Raw genomic sequence first — 16,323 nt, 5'->3', positions numbered from 1 at the left:
TTAGGAGGTAGATGATGATTTTTGCTAATGCGATGGGGTGTGATTATACACAACATACCCTAATGTGCATCAAGGTCGAAAATGGTTTTATAACCCAAATTACAGATGATTTGTGTGCGATGAGTGATGTGGATTCACATGAGGTTATTGATATAGATTTTAAGTTGCTTATGCCAAGTTTTATAGATTGTAATGTTTATCCTAAGGGGCGAGTTCTTTCGAGAAAAACACTTACTTCACTATCCCAAAAAGCCCTAAGAGGTGGTTATGGCACTCTTTTACTTTTACCTGATACAGCGCCTGTGATTGATAGTGAGGCGATTGTGGAGCTTGTTAGGAGTGTTGATACAGATCTTGAAGTGCATATCCTACCAAGTATTAAGCCAGTATTTTGGGATAAGGATACATTAAAACTCACAGATATCGGTAAGCTCTATGATAATAAGGCGCGTGGAATTTACTTTCAAAGCGATATTGAGGGGAATCTTATCTTGCGTATTGCACAATATGCCAAAATGCTTAAGACTCCTCTTATTTGTTTTGCACAAAATACCTCTTTGGCACAAGGGGTTATCAATCAAGGAGCTTTTGCCACAAAACTTGGATTGCCAACAATGCATCATAAGGCTCAAAGCATTGAAGTAGCAAAGATGTGCGAAATGCTTTTAGCCCAAGATGTTGATGTGCTTTTTAGTGCTATAGGATCGCCACGTTGTCTTGAGATTATTCATACTTATAAACAACAAGGGCTTAGAGCCTATACTGAAGTAAGTTTACATCATCTTATTCTTAATGAAACAATTTGTGATGATTATAACACGGCTGGAAAACTCAATCCTCCTTTGCTTAGTGAATCTATGCGCCAAGAACTTGCAAAATTGCTATGTGAGGGATATATTGATGTTTTGACAAGCTTGCAGTGTGCGAACTTTAATTCCCAAAAAGATCAAGTGTTTGAGCTTGCAAGTTTTGGGATTGATAGTGTGGCGTATGGCTTTGCACTTGCTTATGACAAAATTTTTAAGCCTTATAACCTTAGTCTTAGTATGCTTTCTAAACTTTGTAGTTATAATCCAGCACAGATTTTGGGGTTGGATAGTGGTAGCCTTGAAGTTGGTAAGAGGGCGGATTTTTTGATTGTGGATTTGGATCAGCATACGCACATTAGCGATAGTTTCTCACCATATTATGGTGTGGATTTAGAATCTAAAGTTGTTATGATGTATAAAGATTCACAATTATATGAGATTTCATAACGCACACAAAGCAAGGGGAGAGTAGTGTATGTGGCAAGATATCATAGAGCTTTGGGATAAAACATTACCTTTTATGAAGAGTTTTGGGCTTATTGCATTAAAGATTCTTATATTACTTGTAGTGGGATATTATCTCTCGCGATTTGTTGCAAAAAAGATTAAAAAAGCCTTAGAGCTTAAAGATAAAATGTTGGCAAATTTTTTATCCCAAGTAGCATTTATCGGTATTAATGTTGCTATTATTATTGCTGCACTTGGGACAGCCGGAGTGCAAACGCATTCGATTATTGCCGTGCTTGGGACAGCTGGTATAGCTATCGCATTAGGCTTAAAAGATTCGCTTTCTTCTGTAGCAAGTGGGATTATTCTCATTATTTTACGTCCCTTTGTGCATGGTGATACTATCGAGGTTGGGTCATTGCTTGGTAAAGTAGAGGCTATCAATCTCTTTAATACTACCATTCGCCTACCAGATGGCAAGCTTGCCATACTTCCTAATAGCAATATATCTCAAGCAAATGTCATTAATCATACTGATATTTCTCAAAGGCGTGTTGATATTGTGTTTGGTGTCGGATACGGGAGCGATATAAACACCGTCAAAATGATTGCTATTAATGTGTTAGAGCATAATGCGTGTGTGGATTTGGGACGCGGGTATTTTGTAGGTATGCAAGATATGGGTTCAAGTTCATTAGATTTTTTATTGCGTTTTTGGGTGGATATAAATTATGGACTTGTTGAGACAAAAGCCTATATTTTAGAGGCATTAAAGGTCAATTTAGAATCTAATGGGATAGAGATTCCATTTAATAAGCTTGATGTAAATGTTTTTGAAGCTCAAAATACACCAAAGCAAGATTCGCACGATAGTATTGTGTATGTGGAGACTGATGCGATAGCTCCTCGTAATATTTCTCAAAATAAACCAATACAAGAAGAACAAACAAATTACAATGTATTCAAAGCCTTTGCGGATAAGATTAAACAGAATCTAAAGGATAATGGTGCGTAGTCAAAAAATTATTGGAGCAAGTAGGGTTTTTATCTGTGATGAGGGGTTTTGTATCCTCAAAGATGGCGGTGTGTTGTATGAAAACCTAGATTGTGTACAAAGTGGAGATTTGCAGAGTGCAAAAATTTTGGCAGTAGGAGATTATGAGAATCTAACACGCACCTATCCTAATGCACAAAAGGAATTTTGGCATAATGGTGTGTTGCTTCCTACATTTGTGAATGCACATATACACTTTGAATTTAGTAATAATACGACAAACTTTGCGTATGGGGATTTTGGGCAGTGGCTAGATTCTGTAATTGCAAAGCGCGATGATGTGCTTAGTGATATTACTAAAAGCGTATCCCAAGCCATAGATTTACAACTTCGCAGTGGAGTTGGGCTTGTGGGGGCGATTAGTAGCTATGGCTATGATATGGAAACGTTGAGTAAGTCTGCATTGCGCGTGGTGTATTTTTGCGAAGCAATGGGAAGTAATCCTAGTGCTATTGATGCACTTTTTAGTAATTTTAAGGCACGCTTGTATCAAAGTATGGAATACAAAAACACAAGGTTTATACCGGCTGTGGCATTGCATTCGCCATACTCTTTGCATCATGTCTATGCAAAATATGTTTTACAAGAGGCAAAAAAATTTCAAACGCCAATCAGTGCTCATTTTTTAGAATCTCAACATGAGTGGGAATGGCTGTGTAATGGTAGCGGATATTTTTATAATTTTTTTGCACACACATTTGGTGTCCCAAACCCTAAGCCATTTTATACAATCCAGAGCTTTTTGGAGCAATTTGTAGATATGGGGCATGTGCTTTTGACACATTGTCTTTTTGCGGATAAAAATGTGCTAGAGATAATGCGAGAGAATGCCTATAATGTCGTAACTTGTCCGCGTTCTAATAGATTATTAAATAATACATATTTTCCACTTCAAATGGATACAAAGACAATGCCACAAACGCATACTCTTCCAAATATTGCCTTAGGCACAGATGGCAAGAGTTCTAATGCTGATGTAAATATTCTTGAAGAAATGCGTTTTATGCTTTTTGCTTATCCGCATATAGAGCTCAATGTCTTAGCCACACAGATTTTACAAATGGCAACGCGCAATGGTGCAAAAGCGCTTGGCATACAATGTGGAATCTTAGAGCGTGGATATAATGCAGATATGGTTGTGTTTGAGATTCCAAATATTGAGCATTCTTGCCAAGAAGCCTTGCAGTGTATCTTGCACGCCAAGGAAGCAAAGCGAATGATTATTAATGGTAGGGAGATTGTATAACACTCTATGGTTGGGACATTACAGAATCTAAGCATCACACGCCTTAGTCCATACGGTGTATTTTTACAGGGAAATGACACAGAGATTTTGTTGCCCAAAAAATTTGTGGATTCTGCGATGTGTGTGGGCGATAGGGTGCATGTGTTTGTCGCATTTGATTCAGAAGATAGGATTGTTGCTACGACACAGATTCCAAAACTTTTGCTTGGCGAGGTTGGGGCGTTAGAAATAGTTGATAGCAATCAGTATGGTTATTTTGGAGATTTAGGTATAGATAAGCATCTTTTTATCCCACACAAAGCTCCCAAACGCACGATGATAGGAAAAAAGCTTGTCGTAATTCTCACGCTTGATAAGCAAGGTAGGTTGATAGGTAAGCTTGGTGTGAGGGAGTATTTGCGTCCGTGTCGCGATAAGCGATTGCTACGAAGCGAGGCTACGGGACTTGTTTTTGAACGCACACCGCTAGGCTTTGGCTGTGCAGTAGATGTAGGTGCGCTAGATTCTGGACAAAAAGTATTGCATTATGGACTTTTGTATGCAAATGAGGTGGCTTATACGCTTCATATAGGTGAAAATGTGAGTGTGTATATCAAAAATATCCGTCAAGATGGCAAGATTGATCTTAGCGCGGTAGCACAGAGTGAATCTGTACTACTTGAGGCATTGATAGCGCATAATGGGCGAGTTGAACTGGATTTTAAAAGTTCTCCCCAAGAGATTATTTCACTTTTGTCTATGAGTAAGAAAAATTTTAAAACTCTTGCCAATAAACTTGTGAGAGATGACAAAGCAAAATTTGTAGAAAGTGCTGTGCGTTCCGGACACAAAGCACTTGTGCTTGTATAAGTTTTTATGAAATTTGATAGGGTATATATAGAGCTTAGCGATATTTGTGGGCTTAGTTGTAGTTTTTGTCCTCATAGTCAACAAGCAAGTTATCGAGGGATAATGAGTGTAGAGTGTTTTAGAGAAATTTTGCAGCAACTCACCACACCAAAACCCTTGACAAAACTTGTGCATTTGCATATTTTGGGTGATCCACTAGCCATAAAAAATCTTGATGTATATCTTGAGCTTTTGGTACATTATAATCTTTTGGTTGATCTTGTTACAAGCGGGAAATTTTTAGATTCTAGGAATTGGGATTTGCTACTTAAGCCTCCTGTGCATCAGATCGCATTTTCTTTGAGTGCGTTTTTAGATTCGCCACAAAAATTTCACACAAACCATATTGAGCGAATCTTGGAGTTTTGCATGTATCACAGACAGATTCAAAGCGAGACATTTGTGCATTTGCGCACTCAAGAGAGAGATAAACATACGCTTATCACATATTTGCAAAATGGCAATGAGATAATGAAAAATCTTGCCAAGGAGCTTGATACTAGAAATCACAAGGCACATCGCCTTTGGTATAAGGTTTTTTGCACATTCACACGCTATCACCGCTGGAGAGAAGATTCTAAGGGAGGGATAGAATCTCTTACAAGGCTTTTTTGCTATGGTGGCTTAAAGCAGATAGGAATTTTGAGTAATGGTGTGGTTGTGCCTTGTTGTATGGATTGTTTTGGGGAGATTAAACTTGGAGATTTGCACACACAAAGCCTTAGGGAAATTTTAGATTCACCGCTATATCATGCCATCACAGAGGGATTTAGACAAGGTATAGCATATCATTCAAAATGCCAAAAATGTGATTATGCAAGGGGTTTGGTGCGTAATATACACTAACAATATTCTAACAAAATCGTGATATATCTAAGAGTGGAATCGTTTTTGCTGAATCTAGCTAAGAAAAAACACAAAAGGATTTGGTTTGAGATTGTGTATAGCGGTCTGCGTCGTATTTATTGGGAATATATGGGCGGTAACATTAGAAGAATATTTTCTGATGGGTAAACCTCGTGGACATTTAGGATCGTATTTTCAAAACATGACACACAGAACATCAAATTTTGCTGATATTAACGCATCGATAGGATACGATACACCAACGAGTAGAAGCGGTATTAGTTTTGGCGGGTCGTTTTGGCTTGCTGCACGTATGTATGAGTATTCTAGGGGGGATTTTAATACCACAAAAGATAATTTCATTTGGACAGAGGGTTATGTGCGTTATAATAATAGCGATCGCCTGAGATTAGAAGCTGGAAGATTTTATGCGAATACCGAATGGATTAAATATTATAATCAAGGGATAAGAGTAGATTATGCACTCTCATCTAGTGTCTTTGCTAATCTTATGTGGGTTAATAAAAATGCGTATGTGACACATTATCGTATGTCTGATTATCGCAACCCTTTTAATAGATGGGGTGTGTTTTTTGGATCCTTGAATGTTATACTTCCACAATCTCCTATGAAAATTTTTCCTTATTTTTATATGGCACCCAATCGATTTAGTGCTTTTGGGGTTAAGATTCAAGTAGAAAAGCCATCTATAGCAGATTCTGTGCTTTATGCAAATATTCATCTAATGTCTTATTTGGGTAGAAATCAATTTGTTGAACAAACTCGCACTGATGGCGATGGCGGCTTTATATGGGTTGAGGGAGGCGTTAAGTGGGCAGGTGTTAAATTTGGTGGAGGCATTATTAGTGTGTCTGAAAAGGGCGCAAGTGGTATCGATGCCTTTGGACAAAGCACGGTTTTTGAGCGTAGAGAAGGTTTATTTTATGCAGATGCCAATACATTTTATGGTTTGCTAGAATATACATTTCCTAATCATGTCGTGTTAGAATCTGCGGTACGCTATACAAGTATAGGCTCAAAGCAGATCTTAAATTGGGAAGCCAATGCTAAATTAAGCTTGGCACCAGATGTATGGTTAGGCGGTGGTTTCATAGGTATGCTAAATAATGCGAATATTACACTTGATGATTATATTTTTGCAAGTGATGGAAAAAATTATCTGCTAGGTAGGGTGTTTTTCCAAACTAATTTTTGAGGATAGGGTGGTGTGAAATATAATGAAGGGGATTTATTTTTTTTGGTTGGTATTTTGTGTTACATTGTATTGGATTTACTATCTTTATAATGCTTTTTTGATGAATCTCTTGGTTGCACTTTTGCTTTGCATGGCAACATTTGGACTTAAAAATATGCTCTTAAAATATCTTAAATATGAAGTGTTAGCAGCGTTTTTTAGCACCGTGATTTTGGTGTTAATTTTGATTGTTCCTGTTGTATTTGTGTTTAATTCCCTCATTGCACTCATACAAGGTGCAGATTTGGCAGGGTTTAATACCATTATCGATACATTAAAAAATGAGCTTTTAGAGTGGAGTAGTGCTATACCTGATCTACAACCACGTCTTAAAGATGCATTAGGTAAAATTTCTGGTTCTGAAATTTTTTCGTATATCTTAAATTTTAGCTCGATTGTAGGGAGAAGAAGTTTAGAATTCATCATTGATACGGGCTTTATTGTAGTATTTTTGTTTTTCTTTTATTTTTATGGGGTGCGTTTATATAATTACATACTTTCACTTATTCCATTTGAGAAGCAGCAAGTTCAAAGCATTTTTGATGAAGTGCTTGGCGTGCTAAAGGTTGTATGTTATACATCGGTTTTAAATGTTGTTTTGCAAGGTTTTAGTTTTGGAGTAGCAATTGCATTTTTTGGCTACGATGGTCTTTTTTTTGGAGTCTTGTATGGATTTTGTTCGCTTATCCCAGTTGTAGGCGGGACATTAGTTTGGCTTCCACTTGCTTGTTATGAATTGTATTTGGGTGAATATAATGTTGCGTTGTTTATCGCGCTTTATAGCATGATTTTTATCGCTTTTGTTATTGATAATCTTATCAAGCCACTTATTATTAAATTTATGACAACAAAAATTTTAAAAGCTTCTTTGCAGATTAATGAAATGCTTATTTTCTTTGCGATTTTGGCAGGTTTGAGTGCATTTGGATTTTGGGGTATTGTGTTAGGACCAATCATTACGGCATTATTTATCGCACTTTTGCGTGTGTATAAAAAGATAATTTTTCCATTTAGAGAAGATTTTAAGCATTATGCTATGAAAAATTAAGCATTTCTAACTTACAATACAGGAATTAAAAATAGAAAGAAGGGTGTTTTGGAATGAGAGTGAATCTTGACAATATGGACTTTGGCGAAGAGGAAAATTTCGCACAACTCTTAGATGCAAGTGAGAGAAATAGCACAAGTGGTAGCTTGCAAATAGGAAAAATTATACAAATAGATCAAGATAGGGATCTAGCGATGATAGCATTGCCTTATAGCAAGTTTGAGAGTATACTCTCTTTGGGTGAAATTAGAGATGAAGAGGGAAAGCTTCTTTTTAGCGTAGGTGATGATATTGAGCTTTATGCGAGCGGAAGTGATAATCGACCAAATGTTTCTTATACAAGAGCACAAAGAGAGAAAAAGATTCGACAAAAAATTGAGGAATTACACGGGAATTTCCAAGATAAGATTGTTGATGCCAAGGTTATCAGAAAAAATAAGGGTGGTTATGTGATGGATTATGATGGCGTCGATGTTTTTTTGCCACGCCGAGAATCTGCCTTCAAAGAGGGTTTGAAAGTGGAGGGTAAAACCTATAAGGTCGCTATCACACATATCAATCCCCAAAACAATACAATCATTGTTTCTCGTAAGAGGTTTTTTGACATTGATAAAAGTACAAGAAAAGAAGTCGTAGAAAAAATCCTTGCTAGTAGTGGAATCTATGATGCCGTAGTCAAAAAAGTTACGACATTTGGAATATTTACGGATATTGATGGTGTTGAGGGACTTGTTCATCATACAGAGATTAGTCACAGAGGCATGGTGAATCCACAAAAAAACTTTAAGGTTGGAGATCATATAAAAGTAAAAGTTTTAAGTTACGATGAACAAAAACATAGATTGTCTTTGTCTATTAAGGCGCTTAGTGAGGATCCATGGAAAGAAGTAGAAAAAGAGCTAGAAGTGGGTTATACTATCAAAGTGATAGTGAGTAATATAGAGGAATATGGCGCATTTGTGGATCTGGGGAATGACATAGAGGGCTTTTTGCATATTTCAGAGATTTCTTGGGACAAAAATATCAAACACCCTAACGACTATCTGCAGGTAGGTCAAGAGCTTGATGTAGAGATTATAGAGATTGATAGCAAAAATCGTCGTTTGCGTGTTTCACTGAAGAAATTGACACATAAACCTTTCGTGGCTTTTACCAAGGTACATAAAGAAGGCGATGTGCTAAAAGGCAAGGTCGTTACACTTACAGATTTTGGTGCTTTTGTGAATCTTGGTGTCGTTGATGGATTGTTGCATAATGAAGATATTGCTTGGGATAGGGGCGTGAAGTGCAAAGATGTCTTTAAAGTTGGCGATGAAGTAGAAGTCAAGATTCTTAAGATTGACGCACAAAATGAGCGTATTTCACTAAATAAAAAACTTTTAAGTGATTCACCAGCAGCAGGTTTTGCTAAGATACATCATGTAGATAAAATTGTTGAGGGTGTGATTTCAGAAATTAAAGACTTTGGAATCTTTATCAAAGTAGATAGTTATGAGGTGCTGATCAAAAATGAAGATATTCCTCAAGAGATGAAAGAAAGTCTAAAAGTTGGGGATAGTGTGAAATGCGTAGTCTTTTCTATCGATGAGAGAGCTAATAGAATCCGTGCTTCTATTAGACGTTTACAAAAACAACAAGAAAAAGAGAGTCTGCGTGCCTTTAATGAGGCAAGTGAGCAGAGAATGACGCTAGGAGACAAGGTTCAAAATCGTATCTGAAGGAATAGGGAGCTATGAAAAAACTCCTCGCAATATTTATTTTTATCGTTATTGTTGGGATATTGGTGATTGTGGCATTGAGGGTTTTAAAGAGCGGAGATCTTTCACAAATACCCTTCGGTATTCCTAGTGCGGTAGAAAATATGCAAACTACAGAGATTAAGCAAGATGATATGTGGCTTAGGGATCTTTCCACATCATCAAGTGATGCTTTTCAGTATCCTACAACGGAGCTTTTTGTTAAGTTTGATTTTAGAAAAGATACTCGTGATAATATCGTTCATAGTATTGAAGTTAAAGATTTAGATGAGTATAAATATTTTTGTATCGCGCAGGTTTTAAAACAAAATAAACTTGAAAGCACATATTACAAAAGTGGAGAGGTGTTACATCTTATGGTGTTTATTGATGATGAATTAGTATTGCAAAAATTTCTCCAAGATTTACAATACTATAGAATCCAGTATACTCTTAACTAGGTTACTATATAATATAATAACGCAATTTTTCTTTTAAGGAGTGTGAGATGGCTTTAAAGATTGTGGTATGTGATCATATTCATCAGAGTGGCTTAGATTTATTGCAAGCTCAAAATGACATAATGTTTGAGAATCTAGCATCCTTACCGAAAGATGTATTGTGCCAATCTCTTGGTGATGCGGATGTGGTGATTACACGAAGTTCAACCGATGTTGATGAAACTTTTTTGGAGTATGCACCAAATCTAAAGAGCATAGTGCGTGCGGGTGTTGGTGTTGATAATGTTGATATCCCAGCTTGTAGTAAAAAAGGTGTTGTTGTGATGAATGTTCCTACTGCTAATACTATTGCGGCAGTTGAGCTTACAATGACACACCTTATGAGCAGTGTGAGAAATTTTCCCGGAGCAAACCAACAATTAAAGCATGATCGTAAATGGAAGCGTGAGGATTGGTATGGCACGGAGCTTAAAGACAAGACGTTAGGAATTATTGGTTTTGGTAATATAGGAAGTAGAGTAGGCAAGAGAGCTAAGGCATTTGAGATGGATGTTGTCACCTATGATCCTTATATCGATGTATCTAAAGCGATTGATGCAGGGGTGCGTTATACTACAAATTTTGAGGATATTTTACAATGTGATATTATCACGATTCACACTCCCAAAAACAACGAAACCAAAAATATGATTACTGCCAAAGAAATTGCTAAAATGAAAGATGGTGTGATCCTCATAAATTGCGCGCGTGGTGGATTGTATAACGAAGATGATTTGTATGATGGATTACGAAGTGGCAAGATTCGCTGGGCTGGCATTGATGTATTTAATAAGGAGCCAGCGACTGATAATAAACTCCTTGATCTTCCAAATGTATATGTAACGCCGCATATAGGCGCCAACACTCTAGAATCCCAAGAAAAAATTGCCATAGAGGCTGCCCGAGCTGCCATAGAATCTGCACGAGGATCTAGCTACCCTAACGCACTAAACCTCCCTATAAAAGAGGTAGATTTACCATCGAGCATTAAGCCATATCTTGAGCTTACACAAAAATTGTCTTTTATTTGCGCACAAGCCAATAAAGGTGTTTTTAAATCGCTAGAAATCACTGCTTATGGTGAGGTAAGTGGATATGGAGATTCACTAAAAACCTTTGCACTAGTTGGTGCATTAAGTGCGAGTTTGGGAGATCACATTAATTATGTGAATGCACCATTTGTCGCTCAAGAGAGAGGCTTAGATGTGAAATTTGTGGGACGAGAACTTTCTTACACATATAAAAACCATATAAAAATCACACTTAGCACACAACAAGACACTTTTAGTATTGAAGGCGCTGTTTTTGAAGATAAATATTTGCGTATTACAACGATTAATGGTTTTGTGCTTGATATTGAACCAAGAGGCAAAATGATATTCTTTAGAAACACGGATGTGCCTGGCGTGATTGGTATGGTAGGAAATACATTAGCTAAGCATAAAATTAACATTGCAGATTTTCGTTTAGCACGCAAGGATAAAGAAGCTTTAGCAGTGGTAGTTGTAGATGATGATGTGTCTCAAGAAGTCTTACATGAATTGGAATCTATCCCTGCTTGTTTAGCATTGAAGTATGTTGTGGTTTAAGGTCAATAACACATGAATACACAAAATCAGTATATCCAAGACATTACCAAGCATAGTTTTAGGGAAGTTTTTGCCACATTTATCAAGGCAGAATCTTTTAGTGGAATTTTGTTGTTTTTTTGTGCTGTATGTGCAATGGTAGTTGCAAACTCTCCATTATCAGAGTGGTATTTTTGGCTATGGCATGAGAATCTAGGCTTTAGTTTTGGTACACATTTTTATGGATTTAGGATTCATGATTGGATCAATGATGTGCTAATGGCAATATTCTTTCTTATGGTTGGTTTAGAAATTAAGCGTGAAGTGCTTTTTGGGGATTTATCAGGATTTAAAAAAGCAGCGTTTCCAGTCATAGGTGCACTAGGTGGTATGGTGGTACCAGCTCTTATATACTTTGCTCTTAATGTTGGCACTGCTTCTTGGCATGGATTTGGTATCCCTATGGCGACAGATATTGCGTTTGCACTTGGTGTTATTTTGCTTCTAGGTAAGCGTGTCCCAATGGCTTTAAAAGTATTTTTGGTAACACTTGCAGTTGCAGATGATTTAGGAGCTATCGTGGTGATTGCAACCGCATATCCTTCAGCAGATGGGTTGCATTTGAGTTGGTTGCTTGGGGCTGCGTGTGTTATAGGGGTATTAATTGTGCTCAATAAAACAGGTGTGCGCCACCTTGGAATCTATCTTGCCGTTGGTATGGTATTGTGGTTTTGTGTGCATCATAGTGGCATTCATGCGACTATTGCTGCAGTTGCTTTGGCATTTTGTATTCCCATTCAGCCAAAGATTCAGAGCAAAGATTTTATTACATTGCTTGAGGCATTACCACAGAATTTTAAAAATCTTGATACGAATCATCGCACAAATGCATTACTTACAAATGAACAAGTGCATCTTGTAAGCACTTTGGCAAAAGATTCGCTTGATGTCCAAAACCCGCTTTTGCGTCTAGAACATGCTTTGCAACCAATTTGTGCATATATGATAATGCCACTTTTTGCATTTGCTAATGCCGGTGTGGATATACGCGGTGAGATACATATGAGTATCGATCATATTATGCTTGGCGTATTTTTGGGGCTTGTTGTTGGAAAACCTCTAGGGATATTACTTTTTACCTTTGTGTGTGAAAAGATCGGTATCGCAGCGAGACCTCAAGGCGTGAGTTGGGGACATATTTTGGGTGCTGGTATGCTAGGGGGCATAGGTTTTACGATGTCTATTTTTGTCTCTAATTTAGCATTTGAGAGTGCACAATCTCAAGATGTCGCAAAAATTTCTATTTTGCTTGCCTCCAGTGTAGCAGGAATTTTGGGGGCGGCTTTTTTGGGATTTGTGAAGCGTCAGGCTAATACTTAGCTATAAAGTGCAAGTATATTCAAAATTTAAATTCTACATAAAGGATAGTCATGGAACAACAAGGACAAATAACACAACAAGCAGGTGGCTTGCAAGATACACTCATAGGATTGGCGCCAATTTTATTTTTTATTGCACTGATTTATCTTCTTATTGTTCGCCCGCAAAACTCAAGACGTAAAAAACACCAAGAGATGATTACTAATCTCAAAAAGGGAGATAAGATTATTACAACGGGTGGTTTAATAGTTGAGGTAGTTAAGCCAGAGGAGAATTTTTTTAGTGTAAAACTTAATGATGACACGATTGTAAAACTCTCTAAAGAGTTTGTTGCATACAAGCTTGATGAGCAAGAGACAAAGTAAAAGTTGTTAGATGAAAAAGGCTTTTAATTATCGCTTATGGGTATTTATTTTTGTCGCGGTTTTGGGAGTTATTCTTAGTCTTCCCTCCATTTTTGGTATCCAAGGGCGTAAGGTTGCTTTGGGATTGGATTTGCAAGGAGGACTTAATCTTTTACTAGAGGTTAAGACCCAAGAAGCGATTAAGGCACGTCTTTCTTCTTTGGCTTCAAGCATTGCATATGAAAGCAATGAAAAAAAGATTTTGATAGATTCTGTAAGGATTGTAGATGATCACATTATATTTGAGATGTTTGATAGAAAAGAAAAACTTCAAATAGATCAGATTCTAGCAAAATTTGATGGAATAAGCGTTATAGAAGATAATAATACTTTTAGCATTGCTTTCACACAAGAAGAAATTCCAAAGATTGAAGAAGATGCACTCAATCAAGCCATAAGCACTATTAGAAAACGCTTGGATATTTTTGGTTTGCAAGAACCAAGCGTAACCAAGCGAGGTAAGAATAATATCCTTGTGGAAGTGCCCGGCAAGAATACGCCAGATGAAGAAGAGCGTTTGCGCAAACTTATTTCTAAGCCATCGCATTTACAATTTATGGCAGTAGATGAGGATCGCAATGCAAGAGTGAATCTTATGAATGAGAGTGAAGCACAAAGTTATGGTGATGTGATCTTGCCATTTGCTCAAGATTTTAATGAGGGTGAAGGTGCATTATTACTTGTCAAAAAAGTTCCTATTTTAGATGGTTCTTCAATTTCTAGCGCTTCCCCTGCGCGCGACAACAATGGCAAATATGTTGTAAATTTTATGCTTAACTCTGATGGAGCACAACAATTTGGCAATTTTACTGCTAAAAATATAGGCAAAAGATTGGCAATAGTTCTTGATGATAAGGTATATTCTGCACCTGTGGTACGTGCTAGAATTAGTGATAGTGGGCAAATTAGTGGAAATTTTGATAAAAATAGTGCCGCTGATTTATCTATCACACTTAAAAGTGGCGCTCTTCCTGCATCTATGGAAGTGATAGAAAAGCGCGGTGTGGGTCCAAGTTTGGGATCAGATAGTATTCGCGCTTCACTTATTGCTCTTGTGAGTGGCTTTGTAATGGTAGTCATTTTTATGGTATTGTATTACAATATAGCTGGAATCATCGCTGTGAGTGCATTATTAGTGAACATTGTGCTGATTGTAGCTGTTATGTCTTTATTTGGTGCAACTCTTACATTACCGGGTATGGCAGGGATCGTGCTTACCGTGGGTATGGCAGTTGATGCAAATATCATTATTAATGAGCGTATTAGAGAGGCTCTAAGACTTGGCAATAATGTCATAAAGTCCATAGAGATAGGTTATACAAATGCTTCTCGTGCTATCTTTGATTCAAATATTACGACATTTTTGATAGCAATTTTGCTGTATGCAAATGCTACAGGAGCAATACAAGGTTTTGCTATTACCCTAAGTTTGGGGATTATAGCCTCCATTCTTACTGCAATTATTGGTACGCATGGTATTTATGTTGCTCTTTTACCCAAGCTTGCTAAAACAAATAATACTTTTTTGTGGTTTGGTATCAAAAATGGTAGTATAGATCCAAAACAGCCACAAAATAATCACACAAAAAAGTAGGGGGAGCGTTATGGAAGTCTTTCAAACGACAAAAATTTATGACTTTACAAGATATAGCTTTTATGGGCTTATTATCTCTACTATTTTATGTTTGGGATCAGTAGTTTTGATAGTCACAAAAGATTTTAAGCTTGGTATTGATTTTGCCGGTGGTAGCATTGTGCAGATTCAATATAATAATATCTCCCAAGCACCATTGCCACAGATTCGAGAGATTCTCTCACAACACGAAGAGTTTAAGGGCTTTCAAGTGAGTGAGTTTGGTACACCCAATGAAGTGCTGATAAAATTGCCTCTTGTAGAGAATCCTAAAGCTTCTGCCTCGCAGATAGTGCAAGAGATACTTAAATCCACAGGGGAGTTTAGCATACGGCGTAATGATGAGATAGGTGCTAAGGTTGGCGATGAATTCAAATACAAAGGAATCTTATCGCTTACACTTGCTTTTATTGCAATGATGATATATATTTCATTCCGCTATGAATGGCGTTTTGCTTTGGCTGGAATTGTGGCGTTAATGCATGATGTGATTTTGGCATCAGCTGTCGTGATTCTTGCTGATATTGATTTTAATCTCGAAGTATTAGCAGCGCTTTTGACATTAATAGGTTATTCGATCAATGATACAATTATTATTTTTGATAGAATCCGAGAACAAATGCTTGCAAAACGCGTGAATGATATGAAATATGTTATTAATGAGGCGCTCTCACGCACATTATCGCGCACCTTGCTTACTTCACTTACTGTGTTTTTTGTGGTTTTGACATTATATCTCTTTGGTGGTGAAATCATTAGAGGATTTTCTTTGCCTATGCTCGCTGGTGTGATAATAGGCACATATAGCTCTATGTTTGTTGCACCACGCTTAGCTTTGATATTTGGCTTTAACCTCGAGGAGTATTATCAAAAAGAAATGAAAAAACTCAAAAAACAAGAGAATAAAAAACGCCTACGCGCTATGTATGAGAAAGGTGTAGTATAAAAGGAGGCTTATATGAATTGGGGTAGAGTATTTTCTGTTTTTTTTAGTATGCTAGGTTTGACGCTTAGTGTGGCGTTTTTGTATGAAAATAATGTGGTAATTTTGTTTTTGGCAACTTCTGTAAATTTTGTCTGTGTGACTTTACGAATTGGGGTAAAACACTCATTATCAGCAGAGATTCTAGCGACATTGCTTGTTGGTGTGATGCATCTTGTAGCAGGGTTTATAATCTTGCAAGTGTTTGAATCTTTACATTTAGCATATGCTATAGTGCTTGGCGCAGTGGTGGCAAATGCCGTATCACTTTTATTATTGGTGCTTGAAAGTATTAAGGATACTCAAGAAGATATATAGGAAGTTACAATGGAAAAAGAAGTTTTTCGCAAAAAGATTTATAATCCCGATAGTATAGAAAGTGTCAATGATCGTAAAATCTTTGGTGGTAACCCAACAAGTATGTTTGATCTTAACAAAATCAAATATCAATGGGCATATACATTATGGAAGAAAATGCTTGCAAATACTTGGTTTCCCGAAGAAGTAAATATGAATGCCGATAAGCG

At 37.0% G+C, this 16,323-nt stretch carries 16 protein-coding genes; all 16 read left to right on the top strand.

What is annotated here, in order from left to right:
• Nucleotides 1-11 precede the first annotated feature (11 nt).
• Entirely contained in the window at nt 12-1,256 is a 1,245-nt protein-coding gene (locus tag C6H22_RS00080) for an amidohydrolase family protein (RefSeq protein ID WP_104693323.1), read from the top strand.
• 28 nt (nt 1,257-1,284) lie between these two features.
• A complete protein-coding gene (mscS, locus tag C6H22_RS00075) occupies nt 1,285-2,271 on the top strand; it encodes a small-conductance mechanosensitive channel MscS (protein ID WP_233706963.1) in 987 nt (328 codons plus the stop codon).
• Nucleotides 2,261-3,556 carry an aminofutalosine deaminase family hydrolase gene (gene mqnF, locus C6H22_RS00070; protein WP_104693322.1) on the top strand — a complete coding sequence of 432 codons (1,296 nt, stop codon included), beginning with the start codon at nt 2,261-2,263 and terminating at the stop codon, nt 3,554-3,556. The genes mscS and mqnF overlap by 11 nt, the downstream gene beginning before the upstream one ends.
• A gap of 6 nt (nt 3,557-3,562) precedes the next feature.
• Nucleotides 3,563-4,405, top strand: a complete 843-nt coding sequence (locus C6H22_RS00065) for a S1-like domain-containing RNA-binding protein (RefSeq protein WP_104693321.1) — start codon at nt 3,563-3,565, stop codon at nt 4,403-4,405.
• A gap of 6 nt (nt 4,406-4,411) precedes the next feature.
• Nucleotides 4,412-5,290, top strand: coding sequence for a radical SAM/SPASM domain-containing protein (locus C6H22_RS00060; RefSeq protein ID WP_104693320.1), 879 nt, complete (start codon nt 4,412-4,414; stop codon nt 5,288-5,290).
• Between the two features lie 85 nt (nt 5,291-5,375).
• On the top strand, nt 5,376-6,506 hold the full coding sequence (locus C6H22_RS00055; protein WP_104693319.1) for an Opr family porin: 1,131 nt from the start codon (nt 5,376-5,378) through the stop codon (nt 6,504-6,506).
• 22 nt (nt 6,507-6,528) lie between these two features.
• Nucleotides 6,529-7,593: an AI-2E family transporter gene (locus C6H22_RS00050; protein ID WP_104693318.1), complete on the top strand. Its 1,065-nt coding sequence runs from the start codon at nt 6,529-6,531 to the stop codon at nt 7,591-7,593.
• Between the two features lie 53 nt (nt 7,594-7,646).
• Complete coding sequence (locus C6H22_RS00045; RefSeq protein ID WP_104693317.1) at nt 7,647-9,311, top strand: 30S ribosomal protein S1; 1,665 nt, start codon at nt 7,647-7,649, stop codon at nt 9,309-9,311.
• 14 nt (nt 9,312-9,325) lie between these two features.
• Nucleotides 9,326-9,790, top strand: a complete 465-nt coding sequence (locus tag C6H22_RS00040; RefSeq protein WP_104693316.1) for a hypothetical protein — start codon at nt 9,326-9,328, stop codon at nt 9,788-9,790.
• Nucleotides 9,791-9,837: 47 nt separating this feature from the next.
• Nucleotides 9,838-11,418 (top strand): phosphoglycerate dehydrogenase, encoded by a 1,581-nt coding sequence (gene serA / locus C6H22_RS00035; protein ID WP_104693315.1) that lies wholly within the window; start codon nt 9,838-9,840, stop codon nt 11,416-11,418.
• Nucleotides 11,419-11,430: 12 nt separating this feature from the next.
• Nucleotides 11,431-12,777 carry a sodium/proton antiporter NhaA gene (gene nhaA / locus C6H22_RS00030; RefSeq protein WP_104693314.1) on the top strand — a complete coding sequence of 449 codons (1,347 nt, stop codon included), beginning with the start codon at nt 11,431-11,433 and terminating at the stop codon, nt 12,775-12,777.
• Between the two features lie 50 nt (nt 12,778-12,827).
• Entirely contained in the window at nt 12,828-13,142 is a 315-nt protein-coding gene (gene yajC / locus C6H22_RS00025; protein WP_104693313.1) for a preprotein translocase subunit YajC, read from the top strand.
• Nucleotides 13,143-13,152: 10 nt separating this feature from the next.
• Nucleotides 13,153-14,775 (top strand): protein translocase subunit SecD, encoded by a 1,623-nt coding sequence (gene secD / locus C6H22_RS00020; protein WP_104693312.1) that lies wholly within the window; start codon nt 13,153-13,155, stop codon nt 14,773-14,775.
• A 10-nt stretch (nt 14,776-14,785) separates the two neighbouring features.
• Entirely contained in the window at nt 14,786-15,760 is a 975-nt protein-coding gene (secF, locus tag C6H22_RS00015) for a protein translocase subunit SecF (RefSeq protein ID WP_104693311.1), read from the top strand.
• 12 nt (nt 15,761-15,772) lie between these two features.
• Nucleotides 15,773-16,114: a DUF6394 family protein gene (locus C6H22_RS00010; RefSeq protein WP_104693310.1), complete on the top strand. Its 342-nt coding sequence runs from the start codon at nt 15,773-15,775 to the stop codon at nt 16,112-16,114.
• A 9-nt stretch (nt 16,115-16,123) separates the two neighbouring features.
• Nucleotides 16,124-16,323, top strand: a 200-nt coding sequence (locus tag C6H22_RS00005; RefSeq protein WP_324826059.1) for a ribonucleotide-diphosphate reductase subunit beta, incomplete at its 3' end; no start/stop codon positions are given.

The sequence above is a fragment of the Helicobacter equorum genome (assembly GCF_900198655.1).
Lineage (GTDB): Bacteria > Campylobacterota > Campylobacteria > Campylobacterales > Helicobacteraceae > Helicobacter_F > Helicobacter_F equorum.
Note: the sequence above shows the minus strand (reverse complement) of the source record. Positions and strands in the feature narration are given on the sequence as shown.

What these genes read in the sequence shown, in the direction of transcription:
- C6H22_RS00080 (WP_104693323.1), top strand. Translation starts at nt 12, where the DNA reads ATGATGATTTTTGCTAATGCGATGGGGTGTGATTATACACAACATACC.
- mscS (WP_233706963.1), top strand. Translation starts at nt 1,285, where the DNA reads ATGTGGCAAGATATCATAGAGCTTTGGGATAAAACATTACCTTTTATG.
- mqnF (WP_104693322.1), top strand. Translation starts at nt 2,261, where the DNA reads ATGGTGCGTAGTCAAAAAATTATTGGAGCAAGTAGGGTTTTTATCTGT.
- C6H22_RS00065 (WP_104693321.1), top strand. Translation starts at nt 3,563, where the DNA reads ATGGTTGGGACATTACAGAATCTAAGCATCACACGCCTTAGTCCATAC.
- C6H22_RS00060 (WP_104693320.1), top strand. Translation starts at nt 4,412, where the DNA reads ATGAAATTTGATAGGGTATATATAGAGCTTAGCGATATTTGTGGGCTT.
- C6H22_RS00050 (WP_104693318.1), top strand. Translation starts at nt 6,529, where the DNA reads ATGAAGGGGATTTATTTTTTTTGGTTGGTATTTTGTGTTACATTGTAT.
- C6H22_RS00045 (WP_104693317.1), top strand. Translation starts at nt 7,647, where the DNA reads ATGAGAGTGAATCTTGACAATATGGACTTTGGCGAAGAGGAAAATTTC.
- C6H22_RS00040 (WP_104693316.1), top strand. Translation starts at nt 9,326, where the DNA reads ATGAAAAAACTCCTCGCAATATTTATTTTTATCGTTATTGTTGGGATA.
- serA (WP_104693315.1), top strand. Translation starts at nt 9,838, where the DNA reads ATGGCTTTAAAGATTGTGGTATGTGATCATATTCATCAGAGTGGCTTA.
- nhaA (WP_104693314.1), top strand. Translation starts at nt 11,431, where the DNA reads ATGAATACACAAAATCAGTATATCCAAGACATTACCAAGCATAGTTTT.
- yajC (WP_104693313.1), top strand. Translation starts at nt 12,828, where the DNA reads ATGGAACAACAAGGACAAATAACACAACAAGCAGGTGGCTTGCAAGAT.
- secD (WP_104693312.1), top strand. Translation starts at nt 13,153, where the DNA reads ATGAAAAAGGCTTTTAATTATCGCTTATGGGTATTTATTTTTGTCGCG.
- secF (WP_104693311.1), top strand. Translation starts at nt 14,786, where the DNA reads ATGGAAGTCTTTCAAACGACAAAAATTTATGACTTTACAAGATATAGC.
- C6H22_RS00010 (WP_104693310.1), top strand. Translation starts at nt 15,773, where the DNA reads ATGAATTGGGGTAGAGTATTTTCTGTTTTTTTTAGTATGCTAGGTTTG.